This window comes from Nannocystis pusilla, from assembly GCF_026626665.1.
Taxonomy (GTDB): domain Bacteria; phylum Myxococcota_A; class Polyangia; order Nannocystales; family Nannocystaceae; genus Nannocystis; species Nannocystis pusilla.
In genome coordinates, this window is record NZ_JAPNKE010000002.1 from 10,101,615 (window position 1) to 10,115,662 (window position 14,048).

The following is a 14,048-nucleotide window of genomic DNA, read 5'->3' on the forward strand; positions in this document are numbered from 1 at the left end:
GTGCGGATCGTGGCGTCGCCGAAGACGTGGATCGAGGGCGAGGCGGTGCAGCAGCTCGAGCGCACGGCGACGCTGCCGGGGATGATCGCGGCGGTCGGCATGCCCGACCTCCACCCGGGCAAGGGCTCGCCGATCGGGGCGGCGTTCGTCAGCGAGGGGCGGATCTACCCGCACCTGGTCGGCAACGACATCGGCTGCGGGATGGCGCTGTGGGCCACCGAGCTGCCGCAGCGCAGGCAGAAGCTCGAGCGCTGGGCCGACCGCCTCGGCGACCTCGACGGGCCGTGGGAAGGCGATGCGCGCGAGTTCCTGGCCGAAAGGACAGTCGCGCCGACCGACCACGACGCGTCGCTCGGGACGATCGGCGGCGGCAACCACTTCGCGGAGCTGCAGCAGGTCGACGCGATCGAGGACGCGGAGGCGTGGGCGTCGCTGGGGATCCCGGCAGGCGCGCTGGTGCTGCTGGTCCACAGCGGCTCGCGCGGGCTCGGCGAGGCGATCTTGCGCGCCCACGTCGACCGCTTCGCGGCGGCCGGGCTGGACAGCGCCGGCGAGGACGCGCGCGTACCTGCGCGCGCACGACGGGGCGGTCGCGTGGGCGCAGGCGAACCGCGCCCTGATCGCGCGCCGCTTCGCCGACGCGCTCGGCACGGCGATCGCCCCGGTGCTCGACGTGTGCCACAACGCGGTGGTGCCGTGCCCGGACTGCGCGCCGCAGCGGTGGCTGCACCGCAAGGGCGCGGCGCCGTCGACGGCGGGGATCGTGGTGATCCCCGGCTCGCGCGGGACGCTGAGCTACGTGGTGAAGCCCGATCCGAGCCGCGCGGAGGCGGGCTGGTCCCTGGCCCACGGGGCAGGTCGCAAGTGGCGCCGCGGCGACGTCAAGGAGCGGCTGCAGGACCGCTACCGCCCCGACGATCTGGTGCGCACGCCGCTCGGCGGGCGGGTGATCTGCGAGGACCGCGAGCTGCTCTACGAGGAGGCGCCGGAGGCCTATAAAAAGATCGACGCGGTCGTCGGCGATCTGGTGGCGGCCGGCCTGTGCACCGTGGTGGCGACGCTGCGCCCGGTGCTGACCTACAAGACCCGGAGTCGACGATGAAGGCGTATGTGCTGATCTCCGGCGGTCACGGGCCGCCGGAGCTGGCGTGGGTGGTGCACCGCCTCGGGCCGGTGTTCGCGGCGGCGGCGGCGGCGGCGGGCCTCGGCTGCGAGGAGCTGTCGCGCGCACCGGGGCCGGCGGCGGAGACCGCGTGGTCGCTGCTGTATGAACTCGAGGACATGTCCGAAGGGGAAGGCATCGCGACGCTGCTGTCGCAGTGGGAGGGCACGGTGCAGTGGATCGGGCGCAGCCCGCTGCGGCCGACGCACCGCCGGCGCAACTGGTTCGTCAAGCTGACGCGCCTGCCGGTCGAGGCCGAGGCGATCACCGCGGTGCGCGAGGCGGACCTCGAAGAGTCGGCGGTCCGCAGCGGCGGTGCGGGCGGGCAGAACGTCAACAAGCGCAGCACGGCGGTCCGCCTGCGCCACAAGCCGACCGGCCTGGAGGTGGTGGCCCGCGAGGAGCGCTCGCAGGGGCAGAACCGAAGGGTCGCCCGCGAGCGGCTGGCGGCCCTGCTGCTGGCGGGCGCGGCGGCGCGGCGCAGCGAGGCCGAGCGGGCCCGCTGGGACGAGCACAACGCGATCGAGCGCGGCAACGCCAGGCAGGTGTTCCGCGGGCCGGAGTTCGCCCGCGTGCAGGGGTGAAGTCGCGGCGTCCGGCTGACTCCTCGCGGACGCGGCGTGAAGCCGCGTTAGCGAGGAGCTCGGCCGACTCCTACAAGCGCAGCGTGAGGAGCTCGGTCGACTCGAGGCCGCGGGAGAGTGTATCGACTCATAGCAGGCCAACGGGCAGCTATGAGTGCGATCCTCTCTGGCTCAGCGAGCAGGGAGAAGCGCGAGGAGTCCGCGAGCCGCAGCGTGAGGCCGGAGGCGGGCGGGGACTTCTTCGGCCTGGCTGCTGCGAGGGCCGTGGCCGGAGCGTCGAGCGATTCTGGATGGGATGTCTTTCAGGGCATGTCGAAATCGACATGTCTTATGCGACATGTTTTATCGAACACGTCTGGAGCGTCGTCACGCGCGGCGGCGGCGGACCGACTCGGTCATCTCGATGACGACCTTCCACTGCTCGAGGGCGCGGGTCTTGCTGTCGCCGAGCTCGGCGAGGGCGCGCATGCGCAGGCGGAGGGTGGTCGCGGTGGCGTCGGCGAGCTCGGCGAGCTCGGCCGAGCGGGCGGCGCGGCGGAACGGGTTCCACTTGCCGATCACCAGCGCGAGCACGACCAGGCCCCCGGCGACGAGGCCGCCGGACAGGCCGTATTCGCCCTGGACGGCGGCGTAGAGGCCGGCGCCGACGATGGCCGCGGCGAGGCCGGCGACGAGGATCGTGACCTGCCGCAGGCGCGAGCCCTGGGTGCGCAGGGCCTGGGCGCTGCGCAGCGCCAGCAGCTCGAGCTCGCCGAGCGGGTTGCTGGCGAACACGTCGGGCGCGGCGACGTCGCGCAGGAGGTCGGCGCTCCAGCTCTTGGGCTCGCGCGTGCCGAAGGCGTCGAGCGCGTTCGAGTGCGCGTGCTCGCGCGGGATCACGGTGGCGCTGTCGGAGCCGCGCGGGACCGTGGGGTGCGGGGCCGAGTCGCGGGCGTCGAGGACGGTGTCGGCGATCGCGGCGTCGCGGATCGCAGCCTCGGCGCGTTGCCGGAGCTTGCTCAGGCTCGCGGCGATCGCGGGGCTGCTGCGGGCGGCTTCGACGAGGAAATCACTCATGCGCACGAGCCCGTGGGGCGTGGGCCCCCGGCCTCCGGGCCTCCAGATTTACACAGTCGGCTGTGCTTCGGGGCAGGAATTGTCGGGACGGGTACGAGAGGGCGGGCTCGCGCGCGCTCACAGGTGGGCCTGCGACCGCCGTCCGCCGCCGACGAGGCCGCCGTAGCTCGTCGGGTCGGCGAGTCCGAGCCAGGGGTCGCGCGCAGGCGTCATGAACAACTCGTCGTACACGCGTCGGACGAGTGACTGCAGGTCCGCGGGCGCGGTGGCCCCGCGCGCCCACCAGCCGTGGATCTCCCGGTGGATCTCCTGCTCGTTGCGCAGCGTGTCGAGCGCGAGCGTACGCCGCAGCGCGACGATCGCCGCGGACCTGTCGGCGGCGTCGCGCGAGGTGTCGCCGCTGCGCCACTGCTGCGTGCGCACGAGGCCGAGGCTCGCGCGCGAGAGGGCGATCGACGGCGCGGTGACGTCGGCGATCCGCTCCCAGCGCTCGGCGACGCGGTCGACGGGCTCGCCGGTGGCGCCGAGCAGCGGCGCCTCGACGGCCATCTTGCTGATCGCCAGCGGCGCGGCCTGACCGGCGCGCGGCTCAAGGGCGCCGGGACGAGCCGCGCGGGGCGGCGGAGACACGCGCTGACCCGCGGTGATCGCCTGGCTCTTGAACGATTCGTCGAGGGCGCGCACGCGGGCCTCGTGGTGGTCGGCGAGCGCGTCGCGGAGGTCGTCGCCGGCGAGGACGGCGGTGCGGCGGGCGAGGTCCTCGGCGCGCTGCAGAGCGGCGACGAATTCGGCGGGGGCGTAGAGGCCGGGGACGACGTCGACCGGACGTCCGCCGGCGTCGAGGACGAAGTGGGCGCTATTGCCGGTGATGGTGGTGACGACCTGGCGGCCGTCGCCGAGGTCGATGGTGATCTTCGGCGCCGCTCGTTCGCTGGCCCAGTGGAGCACGAAGCGGTCGCGCAGGAGGGCGCGCACCGCCGGGTCGGGGTAGAGGAGGGCGCGGAAGAAGCGGCTGTTGGCGCAGCTCAGCTCGTCGCGCAGGTCGCCGAGCAGGCGCAGCGAGAGGACCGGCTTGCCCTCGCGCCTGGCCGTTCGGACAGCTTCGTCGAGGTCGGTGTGCCAGTAGAGGCGCGACAGCAGGCAGTCGCGCTGGCCGCACACGGTGTCGAGGGCGGCCAGCAGGCGGGCGCGGGCCGGATCGGCGAGGCCTGCGGGATCGCGGCGGTCCTGCGGGGCCTCGGCGGCGGCGAGGACTGCGTCGTAAGCGGCGGTCAGCGCGGCCTCGTGGGCGCGCTCGAAGGCGCGGAGGCCCTCGGGGCCGGCGGCGCGCAGGCGCAGGCGGGCAGCCTGGGCGGCGGCGTCGTCGTTTGCCAGGGCGAGCTGCGCGAGCTGGGCGAGGCCGAGGCTCCGGCCGATGATGTCCTCGAGGACAGGTGGAAGGTCGCTCGCGCTCGCGCTCACCGGCGCGCCGAGGGACAGAAACAGGGCCATGGTGGTCCAGAGCGCGCCGCGGATCTGCATCGTTGCCTCCGACGTCGGGTGTAGCGGAGGACGCGATGGGCGACGGTCAAGGCTGTGTAAAAGGTGGGGCGCCCGTGGGGGGAGGTGCTGGCGGAGGCGGCCGCGTGATGCCGAGCGCGGTGGAGGCGGCGGTGACTGCGAAGTTGCGCGCCGAACGCATCGATCCACGGAACATGTTCAATAAAACATGTTTTTAAGAGCATGCCCTTAAGAGCATGTCCTCTAGGTCATTTGTCGGGGTTGCGCTGCAGCACGAGGATCTTGTGCTGCTCGTCGACGGTGCGGAAGCGCTGCTCGGCGCGGAGCTTGCGGAGCAGGGGCATGTGCTTGGCGTTGATGTCCTCGCGGTGGAGGACGAGGTAGTCGACGTCGAGGCGGGCGGGGAACCAGGCGAAGCAGCGGCGGGCGGCCAGGTGGGCGCCGACGTCGCCGGTGGCGGCGACGCAGGCGTCGGGGGGCAGGGTGCGGGCCAGCTCGGTGAGCCAGGCGTGGCGCTCGCGCTCGGCCTCGGTGAGCGCGGTCGGGACCGGGTGGAAGCCGGCGCGGAAGCTGCCGCCGGGCAGGCCGAACGACCAGCCGAACGCGAGCGCGGCGACGACGATGCCGGCCGCCAGCTCGAGCGCCAGGGGTCGGCCGAGTCGCCGCTGCAGGTTGGCCGCGCCGACGACCGCGCCGGCGAACACCGCGGGCAAGAAGAAGGCGGAATAGTGAAAGTACGGATCGGCGACGTACTGGTTGCCGCTGAGCACGAAGATCGCGGCGCCCGGGAGGAGCAGCACGAGCAGGCGGCCGGCGCACATGGGCAGGAGCAGCAGCGGGGCGCCGAGGCACAGCAGGTAGCCGAACTTGTCGGGCCGCAGGAGTTCGAGCGGGAGGCGCAGCGGGTTGGCGAGCAGGGCGAGGGCGAGGTCGCGGTAGCCTGTCGCTTCAGCCAGGTTGCCGCGCAGGCCGTCGGCGTGGGCGCCCACGCCGGTGCCGGGGGCGAACACGCGGGCGACGAGGACGAACCACGCGAGGCCGAGGGCGAGCAGGACGAGGCCGCGGCGCGGGCGGGCGTCGAGGGCGGCGAACAGGCCGAAGGCTGCCACCACGAGGCCCATCTCCTCGCGCACGAGCAGGAGGGCGGCCACTGCGAGCGCGAGGCCGAGGCGGCGATCGCCGTCGTGGGCCCACAGCGCCCACAGCACCAGCGGGACGGCGAGGGTGAGGTCGTGGAAGTCCCACAGCGCGCTGGCGTGGATCAGCGGCGAGACGAGGAAGGCGAGGGTGACCGCGAACGCGAGGGCGAGGCTGTCGCTGCGCCTTCGGGAGAATAGATAGAGCGGGATCGCGGCGGAGCACAGCCACAGCACCTGCACGACGATCAGGGTCTCGGCGCGCGGAGCGATCGCGTAGAACGGGACGAGCGCGAGCAGCAGCGGGGCGAAGTGCTGATGATTGAAAGTGTCGTCGGGGAACAGGCTGGTGGCCAGCAGATCGCCGTGGAGCGAGCGCCACAGGACGTTCTCGAAGATGCCCAGGTCGTGGATGTTGCTGACGAGCGCGTGATGGCGGACCACGCCGAGATGAATGAGCAGGGCGGCGACGCCGAGGCCGAGCGCGAGCAAGATCGCGGCGACGAGGCGCGGCCGCGGGCGGCATCGCGCGAGGATGTCGCGCCAGCCGGCGGCGCTGGCGGCAGCGAGGAGGCCGAGGCCGAGGCTGGTGACCAGCGGGACGAAGCCGCGGCGCTCGGCGAGGCCGGGGACGGCGAGCAGGACGCAGGCGGGCGCGCCGGCGAGGAGCAGGAGGCGACGGTTCCAGGCGACGGCGAATTCGGCGAGCGGTCGGCCGCGGCGGCGCGCGGCGAGAAAGTAGCCGCCGAGCAACACGACGAGGCCGGCGAGGCCGGCGCGCACGGCAGCGAGGCGCTGGCCGAGGTCGAGGTCGTCGCCGAGGAGCGCGGCCGGGTCGCCGCGCAACAAAGCCCAGGCGGTCCAGCCGGCGGCGAAGCCGAGCAGCGCCGCGAGCACGCCCCATTGCCGCGCGTGGGCGAATCCGGCGGAGGCGACGGCGACGAACGGCACGAGTCGTATTGGTGGCCCGTGGCGGGGGAGGACGTCAAGGTCCGTCAGTCGAAGGGCACGCCAAACCGGGCATGCCGAGGGCGAGCGAGGTCATGACAGCGACGAAAGCGTGGCGCGTGAGGTCTTTGGAGAGACTGGCGGGGGGCGGCAGAAGCGACTGCACGCGAGTGACGGGCGCGATGAGGAGACCTCGGCGCGAGCCGATGTCGTGAAGACGGCTCGAGGGAGCAGCGCAGTACGGAGACATCGGCGCGAGCCGAGGTCGTCTGGACGATCGAGCTCGGCGTTGTCGTGAGGACGCTCGAGGGAGGAGACATCGACGCGAGCCGAGGTGTCTGGATGGCCGAGCTCGGCGTGGTCGTGATGATGCTTGCTCGAGGGAGGAGACATCGGTGCGAGCCGAGGTCGTCGGGCGCCCGAGTTCGGCGAGGTCGTGATGACGCTCCAGGAAGGAGCGCTGCGCGAGGAGTTTCGCGCTGCGAGGGGCTCACGGGCTCGGGGCCGCGGCGGGCGCGGCGGGCGTCGCGGGCTCGGGCGGCTCGGGGAGGCCCGGGATCGGGTCGGGCGGCGGGGAGCTCAGCTTGGGCGGTTGAGGACCGCCGCAGATCTTCGAGGCCGTCTTGCAGCCGCGGACCTTGAGCTCGCGGGTGATCTCGGCGACCCGCGCCTGGTAGGCCTTGGCGTGCTCGCGGTCGCCGGCCAGCTCGAGCGTGAACTTGTACTCGTCGGTGACGAACAGGACGACGGTGTAGAACTTCGGCGCGTCGGTGCCGGGGATCGTGTAGTCGAAGTCGAAGCGGGTGCCCTCGCGGCCGTTCTTGCTGCGCGCGGGCTGCTGGTTGGTGAGGACGTAGCCGCGCTTGCCCAGCTTGGTGACGAGGTCGGCGGCCCAGTAGCCGAGGGTGCCGCCGCGGACGTTTTCGAACCGATGGACGCGCAGGCCGACGTCGTCCTGGGCCTTCATGCGCGTCTCGTAGGAGTGGCTGCTGACCTCGACGAAGCCGACGGGCGGCTCGATCGCGTACTTCTTGCAGCCGGCCAGCAGCCCGGCCGCGGCGATGACGAGTGCGAAAGAACAGGTATTTTTGAACATGGCCTTCAGTTCCACTCGGTGGCCTCGACGCCGAGGGTGTCGACCCACGGGAAGGGATCGTTGCTCGACGGGACCGCGTTCTGGGGCCCGCGCTCGCTCATCCGCACGGTGAGCGTGGAGAAGCCGATCTGGTTCTCGAGGAAGCGCAGGCGGCCGAGCGCCTGCTCGAGCTCCATGGTGATGGCGTCGAGCGAGCGCCGGACCTGCAGCGCCTCCTCGACGTTGCGCGCCTGCTTGAGCAGGGTGATGAGCTGGCTCTGGGTCTCGCGCAGCACGCGGATCCGCGTGGTCAGGTCGACGTACTCCTGGGTCACGTCCTGGGCCTGCAGGTTGCGCGACTCGACCACGCCGAGCTTGCCGAGCTCCTCCATGACGCGGCGCAACTGGGCCGCGGGGATCCGCAGGACGAAGTAGCCCTGCGACATGGTCTGCACGTAGCCGCCCGCCTCGAGCGTGAGCGCCTCGGCCCGCTGCATGGCGTCGTCGAGCTTGAAGCACGAGATCGCCATGTCGGCGGTGTAGATGATCTGCCGCGCGAACTGCTTCTGCGGCTCCTTGCCCTTGTCCTCGCCCTGGCCGGCGCTGGCGGTCGGCGTGTCCGCCGGCTTGGGCTCGGGACGGGTCGGGCCGGACTGCACGCTCTTGGTCGGGGCCGGGGCGCCCAGCGAGGTCGCGGGCGGGGCGGCGTCCCGCATGTCCTCGGTGCTGGCGGCTCGCTCGTAGTCGTCGGCCTTGGAGGCGACGGTCGGGTACGGCATCTCGGGGGCCGCCTCGCCGCCGGCCATCGCGCCGCCGCCGCCCCAGGACTCCTCCATCGGGGGCGAGGACGCGGCGCTCTCGCTGGCCCGCTTGGCACAACCGAACGAATGGAGGATGAACGCGGCGGCCAGGAGGTGTCGAAGTCGATGCATCACGGGCTCACGAGGCGGCGAGGGTGCCGATGATACCGGCGAACGTCGGGCCCCGGGCGCGACTTACAGGCGCGGCGCCTTGTGGCATCATGGCCCCGTGCGCTCGTGGCTCCGGTTCGCCCTCGTCGCGCTGTGCCTGGCCGGCCCGGCGCTCGCTGGTTGTGCGCGCGAAGAGGCGACGGTCGAGACCTGGCCCGAGGGGCTGCCGCGCCCGAAGGACGCCGCGGAGGCCGAGCGGCTCGAGCAGACCGGCACGCGCTGGACCAATCGCCAGGCCCGTCAGCTCTATCTCGAGCGCGTGGCCGCGATCGCCGGCGAGGTCGAGCGCTGGAAGGCCGAGCAGATCCCCGCGGAGGAGCAGGCCCGCCGCGCGTACCAGCTGCGCCACGACGCCCGCATGACCGCGCGCGCGATGATGTCCGACCCGGCCGAGCGGGCGGCCCTGCAAGAGCGCGATCGCGCCAAGTACGGCAACCCCGACGGCCCGACCTTCGACTGGCTGCTCGACCGCAACAAGGCCAAGGGCCTCGAGGGCGAGGCGGCCTTCTTGGCGATCGTCGAGAGCGCGCAGAAGACCGACGCCGGCGTCAACCAGAGCCTGGGATTTTAAACGAAGATGCAGATGGACGGGCGGCTGCGGCGAGTCATCGAATGGGCGAAGGGACAGGACTCTTCGGCCATGTATGTGGCGACGGTCGACGGCGAGCGCTGGACGATCCGCCTCGGCGAATTCCCCGACGAGCCGCTCTACGCGTTGGCGATCGACGGGGTCGAGGTGGTGCGCTTCGACGACTGGCCGCCGCTGTGGACGCGGCCGGCGTAGGGCGGCGTGGCGCTGGCCCGAGCGACAGGCGAGCCGGCGGCGCAGGGCGGGCAGGGCTGGTTCAGGCGAGCTCCTGCCGGGAAGGGCTGCCCCGAGCGACAGGCGAGCTGGCGGCGCGAGCGTGGAGCTGGCCCGAGAGACAGATGATCATGGCCTGTCCCGAAGGACAGCTTATTCCTGGACGCCGCCGACCTCGTCGGCCTTGCCGGCGATCGGCTCGAGCACGCGGCGGAGCGGCTCCTTGAGGCGCTCGAACAGGCGGGTCCGGGCGAGGATCGGGTTCAGCCAGCCGGACGTGATGCAGTAGTAGGTGTTGAACGGCGGCGTGTGGTGGCGCGCGTGGTGCTCGGGGCCGAGGATCAGGCCGGTGCGCTGGAGCCGACGGATCCACGCAGGCGGGTTCGGGTGGTGGGCCCAGCTGTGGAACTGATTGGTGAGGAAGATGCCGAACAGGAACAGGCCGATGTAGGCCGAGAAGAACAGCGAGGCGGTGCCGTGGATCGGCACGAAGTACCAGGTGCCGATCAGGACCGGCAGGCTGATCAGGCAGTTGGCGCCGTTGACCTCGAGGAAGTCGTGGCGGGTGATCGCCAGCGGGTCGACGTGGTGCTCGCGGAACGGGCGGATGAACACCGGGCCGAAGAAGGGCGTGCGCGTCGAGCCGATGTTGTCGGCCAGGAAGTGCACGAAGCCCGAGACGAAGTCGGCGGTGACGTAGCCGAGCACCAGCGCCAGCGGCAACAGCCAGGTCGCCAGGCCGCCGGGCGCGGCGTCGAGGTGCAGGTACACGTCGCGCGCCAGCAGGTACTCGAAGAAGAAGAACACCGACATGCTGGAGGCGTCGACCAGACGCATCCACAGCGAGCCGCTCATGTCGTAGTCGCGAGGGATGTCGTCGGGGGTGGCGGACATCGCGGTCGCTACGATGATCGCGGCAGTTCGGCCGCTTTTGCAAAGGGCTTCCGCGACGAGAGGGTGCGCACGGTCCGACGCGGTTGGCGAATCCGCGCGCGCTCGCCCGCCGAGCGGCGCCTGGCGGGCAAATCTAGGCTCGCGCCCGCGAGCTCACGCGTGGGCCTGGGTGGCCGGCGGCGGCGGAAGCGGCCCTGGCACGGCCGGTGGTTCGGCCGGTTTGGCCGGCGCAGCCCGCGGAGCGTGCCACTCCTTGTTGACGATCAGCCGGGCGCCGCGGCGGAACCGGATATACGACCAGGTCCACTCCCACATGACCTGCAGGCGGTTCTTGAAGCCGATCAGGTAGTAGACGTGGACGAGCAGCCAGGCCAGCCAGGCGACGAAGCCGGCGATCTCCATGCCGGCGAACTGGGCGATCGCGCGGCGGCGGCCGATGGTCGCCATCTGACCCTTGTCGAGGTAGCGGAAAGGCTCGCGCGGCTTGCCCTTGAGCTCGTTCTGGATGTTGCGGGCGATGTGCTTGCCCTGCTGGATCGCCACCGGGGCCAGGCCGGGCAGCGGCGGCTTGCCGGGCTCCTCCTCGAGGTGGGCCTGGTCGCCGATGACGAACACCTCGCGGTGCCCGGGGATGCTGCAGTCCGTCTCGACGATGATGCGGCCCTGGCGGTCGAGCTCGACCCCGAGCGAGCGGTTGAGCTCGGACGGGGCCACGCCGGCGGCCCACAGCACGGTGGCGGACTGCACCGACTCGCCGCCGAGGACGACGCCCTCGGCGGTGACGTTGGTGACCATGGTGTTGGTCCACACGGTGACGCCGAGCGACTCGAGGTCGCGGGTGGCCTTGTCGGACAGCTTCTCGGCGAAGGTGGGGAGGATCCGCGGACCGGCCTCGATGAGGATCACGCGGGCGCGCTCGGGGTCGATGCGGCGGAAGTCGCGGGACAGGGTGAAGCGGCTGATCTCGCCGAGCGCCCCGGCGAGCTCGACGCCTGTCGGGCCGGCCCCGATGACCACGAACGTCAGCAGGCGCCGCTGTTTGGCCGGGTCGGTCTCCTTCTCGGCCAGCTCGAACGCGGTCAGGACCCGGCGGCGGATCTCCGTCGCCTCCTCGAGCGACTTGAGGCCGGGCGCGTAGTCTTCCCACTCGCCGTGGCCGAAATAGCTGTGACGCGAGCCACAAGCGAGGACGAGCCAGTCGTAGTCGAGGTCGCCGAGGCCGGAGGTCTTCAGCTTCTTGTTGGCGAAGTCGATGCCGACCGCGGACTCGAGGATGACGCGACAGTTGCGCTGGCGGCTGAAGACGGTGCGGATCGGGACGGCGATCTCGGCCGGGCTGAGGCCGGCCATGGCGACCTGATACAGCAGCGGCTGGAACAGGTGGTGATTGCGCCGGTCGAGCAGGGTGATCTCGACGTCGTCGACGCCCGCCAGCCCGCGAGCCACGCGCAGGCCGCCGAAACCCCCGCCGACGATGATGACGCGCTTCTTGGCTTTCCCGGCGTTCATTGTGCCGGAAGTGTACTCGAAGACCTCCGAGGGGCCGCTGAAGGCCCCTTTAACCGGGCGGGCAGGTGTGCGCTTGACGCGCGGCGGACGGAAGTGTTAACAAGACGCACTCATGTCCTCGTCCGAATCGTCTGAGGAGATCAGGCTTTACATGCCGGACCCCAGCACGATCCGCGCGGTCGAGTGCTCGCCGCCGTGCTGGATGGTGCGGCTGGCCCTCGAAGAGAAGGGGCTCGACCACGAGTGCAAGCTGCTGAATTTCGCGGCCGGCGAGCACAAGAGCCCCGAGATGCTGGCCAAGAACCCGCGCGGGACCGTGCCGGTGCTGATGGACGGCAACATCGTCGTCTACGAGACGCTGGCGATCTTCGACTACCTCGAATACGCCTACCCGCAGCCGGCGCTGCTGCCCAACACCAACGCGCTGCGCGGGCGGGCGCTGACGCGGCTGCACGAGGCCAACAACCTCAAGCAGGTCGGGATGGCGCTGTTCTCGTACCTGATGAACACCAAGGCGATCGACCTCGACCCGGCCGAGGTCGACCACCTGGCGTCGTTCCTCCACGACGAGCTGTTCTTCTGGGAGTACTACTACGGCATCGGCCACTGGGCGTCCGGCTCGGCCATCGGCCTGGCCGACCTCGCGGTGTTCGCCTACGTCGCCACCGCGGCCCACCTCGGGCTCGAGCTCCAGCAGCGCTACCCCAACCTCCACGCCTTCTGCCTGCGCATGAAGGAGCGGCCCAGCGTGATCGCCACCTGGCCGTCGGTGTGGAAGCAGCAGCCGTACTCGTATCTGACCGAGCCCGAGTCGTGAGCGCGCCGCTGCTGGCCGACGTCGCGCCTCCACCGACGCTCTTGCTCGACTCGCTCCACCTCGGCTGGGCCGGCCTGCTGGTCCTGCCGGGCATCGTCGCGCTCGCGGTGTTCGCCGGCCGGGCAGTGCGCCGGCGCGGACGCGGGCGCGGGCCGGCGATCGCCGCCGGCGTCGCGGTGTTCGTGGCGCTCGACCTGGTGGCCTACGTCGTCGGGCTCGAGCTCATGTTCGCCGCCAAGCGCGAGCGGCGGGAGCTGCTCGCGCCACCCGTCGAGCAGGCCCGAGAGCCAGGTCCTTCGGGACAGGCCCCTTAGGACAGGTCCTTCGAGACAGGGTCAGTCGACCCACTCGGCGAGGAACACGTCGGTGTCGCCGTGGCTCTTGGCGCCGCGGTTGGAGGCGAACACCAGGTGCTTGCCGTCGCGGGTGAACATCGGGAAGCCGTCGAAGGTGTCGCTGAAGCTGACCTGCTCCTGGTTCTGGCCGTCGTCGCCGATCAGGTAGAGGTCGAAGTTGCGGCCCTTGGGGTCGCCCTGGTTGGAGCTGAAGATGATGCGCTTGCCGTCGGGGTGGAAGAACGGGGCGAAGTTGGCCTTGCCGTTCTTGGTGACCTGGCGCTGCTCGCTGCCGTCGGCGTTCATGACGAAGATCTCGAGGCGGGTCGGGCGGACCAGGTGCTCCTTGATGATGTCGTCGTAGGCCTTGAGCTCCTCCTCGCCCTCGGGGTGGTTGGCGCGGTAGACGATGCGCTTGCCGTCGGGCGAGAAGAAGGCGCCGCCGTCGTAGCCGCGGGTGTTGGTGAGGCGGACGAGGCCGGTGCCGTCGACGTTGATCTTGTAGAGCTCGGGGTCGCCGTCGCGCGTCGAGGTGAACACGATCGCGTCGCCCGTCGGCGAGACGGTGGCCTCGGCGTCGTAGCCGGGGCCGGTGACGAGCGGCTGGATGTCGCTCCCATCCGCGGCAGCGGTATAAATGTCGAACTCGGGGTACAGCTTCCACACGTAGCCGCGGCTGCGGTCGGGGTTGGGCAGGCAGTCGTCGGCGGCCGCGTGGGTCGAGGCGTAGAGGATCCGCTGGTCACCCGGCAGGAAGTAGGCGCAGGTGGTGCGGCCCTTGCCCGAGCTGACCTTCTTGGCTGTCTTTTCGGCCAGGTCGAGCGTGTAGATCTGGTCGCAGCCGGCCCCGTCGCGGGTGCTCTGGAACACCAGCCGCTTCTCGTCGCCGGAGAAGTAGGCCTCCGCGTTCTCTCCGCCGAAGGTCAGCTGCTGCAGCGACTTGAAGTGGCGCTCGCCCGCCAGCGGGACGCCCGGGTCGGGCTTGTCCGCCGGCGCCTCGGCGGGCTTGTCGGTCGCGGGCTTGTCGGTCGCGGGCTTGTCGGTCGCGGGCTTGTCGACGGGTTTGTCGGCGGCGGGCTTGCTCGGGCCCTGACACGCGGCGAGGGCGAGGACGGTCAACGGGGCCGCGAGGCGGGCGAGGAAGGGACGCATGGCCGGGAGGATAACAGGATGGACGCGCGGTTTCGCCGGCTTGCGCGCGCTGCGGCGCCAGTGGTATCCGCCCGCCCCCGGAACCCCCCTAATGGACGCAATTCACG

At 71.5% G+C, this 14,048-nt stretch carries 14 protein-coding genes and 1 pseudogene; 7 read left to right on the forward strand and 8 right to left on the reverse strand.

Annotated features, from left to right (window positions below):
• Positions 1 to 99 precede the first annotated feature (99 nt).
• The 3 genes and pseudogenes from OV079_RS59640 to OV079_RS55075 form a co-directional block, all read left to right on the forward strand.
• A pseudogene (locus tag OV079_RS59640) lies at positions 100 to 468 on the forward strand (RtcB family protein); the annotation flags it as partial.
• Between the two features lie 148 nt (positions 469 to 616).
• Positions 617 to 1,102 (forward strand): RtcB family protein, encoded by a 486-nt coding sequence (locus tag OV079_RS44735; RefSeq protein WP_267778792.1) that lies wholly within the window; start codon positions 617 to 619, stop codon positions 1,100 to 1,102.
• Positions 1,099 to 1,746, forward strand: a complete 648-nt coding sequence (locus OV079_RS55075) for a peptide chain release factor-like protein (RefSeq protein ID WP_276602952.1) — start codon at positions 1,099 to 1,101, stop codon at positions 1,744 to 1,746. Before OV079_RS44735 ends, OV079_RS55075 begins: the two co-directional genes overlap by 4 nt.
• Before the next feature lie 366 nt (positions 1,747 to 2,112).
• Here the strand turns inward: OV079_RS55075 and OV079_RS44745 are convergent, their stop codons facing one another.
• The 5 genes from OV079_RS44745 to OV079_RS44765 all read right to left on the reverse strand — a co-directional run bounded on the left by OV079_RS44745 (position 2,113) and on the right by OV079_RS44765 (position 8,393).
• Entirely contained in the window at positions 2,113 to 2,802 is a 690-nt protein-coding gene (locus OV079_RS44745; RefSeq protein ID WP_267704677.1) for a hypothetical protein, read from the reverse strand.
• 117 nt (positions 2,803 to 2,919) lie between these two features.
• On the reverse strand, positions 2,920 to 4,323 hold the full coding sequence (locus tag OV079_RS44750) for a thioredoxin domain-containing protein (protein ID WP_267775974.1): 1,404 nt from the start codon (positions 4,321 to 4,323) through the stop codon (positions 2,920 to 2,922).
• Between the two features lie 227 nt (positions 4,324 to 4,550).
• A complete protein-coding gene (locus OV079_RS44755; protein ID WP_267775975.1) occupies positions 4,551 to 6,389 on the reverse strand; it encodes a DUF2079 domain-containing protein in 1,839 nt (612 codons plus the stop codon).
• Between the two features lie 487 nt (positions 6,390 to 6,876).
• On the reverse strand, positions 6,877 to 7,482 hold the full coding sequence (locus OV079_RS44760; protein WP_267775976.1) for a hypothetical protein: 606 nt from the start codon (positions 7,480 to 7,482) through the stop codon (positions 6,877 to 6,879).
• Positions 7,483 to 7,487: 5 nt separating this feature from the next.
• Complete coding sequence (locus OV079_RS44765; protein WP_267775977.1) at positions 7,488 to 8,393, reverse strand: DUF4349 domain-containing protein; 906 nt, start codon at positions 8,391 to 8,393, stop codon at positions 7,488 to 7,490.
• Between the two features lie 97 nt (positions 8,394 to 8,490).
• On the opposite strand from OV079_RS44765, the gene OV079_RS44770 reads away from it, so the two are divergent.
• Together OV079_RS44770 and OV079_RS44775 are read left to right on the forward strand one after the other, a co-directional pair.
• Entirely contained in the window at positions 8,491 to 9,003 is a 513-nt protein-coding gene (locus OV079_RS44770) for a hypothetical protein (RefSeq protein ID WP_267775978.1), read from the forward strand.
• A gap of 69 nt (positions 9,004 to 9,072) precedes the next feature.
• On the forward strand, positions 9,073 to 9,216 hold the full coding sequence (locus tag OV079_RS44775) for a hypothetical protein (RefSeq protein ID WP_267775979.1): 144 nt from the start codon (positions 9,073 to 9,075) through the stop codon (positions 9,214 to 9,216).
• Between the two features lie 171 nt (positions 9,217 to 9,387).
• Here OV079_RS44775 and OV079_RS44780 read toward each other — a convergent pair whose 3' ends face one another.
• Positions 9,388 to 10,128, reverse strand: a complete 741-nt coding sequence (locus OV079_RS44780; RefSeq protein ID WP_267775980.1) for a fatty acid desaturase family protein — start codon at positions 10,126 to 10,128, stop codon at positions 9,388 to 9,390.
• 153 nt (positions 10,129 to 10,281) lie between these two features.
• Positions 10,282 to 11,637 (reverse strand): NAD(P)/FAD-dependent oxidoreductase, encoded by a 1,356-nt coding sequence (locus OV079_RS44785; protein ID WP_267775981.1) that lies wholly within the window; start codon positions 11,635 to 11,637, stop codon positions 10,282 to 10,284.
• A gap of 151 nt (positions 11,638 to 11,788) precedes the next feature.
• On the opposite strand from OV079_RS44785, the gene OV079_RS44790 reads away from it, so the two are divergent.
• Both OV079_RS44790 and OV079_RS44795 read left to right on the forward strand, forming a co-directional pair.
• Entirely contained in the window at positions 11,789 to 12,454 is a 666-nt protein-coding gene (locus tag OV079_RS44790; protein WP_267775982.1) for a glutathione S-transferase family protein, read from the forward strand.
• Positions 12,451 to 12,768, forward strand: a complete 318-nt coding sequence (locus OV079_RS44795; RefSeq protein WP_267775983.1) for a hypothetical protein — start codon at positions 12,451 to 12,453, stop codon at positions 12,766 to 12,768. Before OV079_RS44790 ends, OV079_RS44795 begins: the two co-directional genes overlap by 4 nt.
• Positions 12,769 to 12,789: 21 nt before the next feature.
• Here the strand turns inward: OV079_RS44795 and OV079_RS44800 are convergent, their stop codons facing one another.
• Entirely contained in the window at positions 12,790 to 13,941 is a 1,152-nt protein-coding gene (locus OV079_RS44800) for a TolB family protein (protein WP_267775984.1), read from the reverse strand.
• Between the last annotated feature and the right edge of the window lie 107 nt (positions 13,942 to 14,048).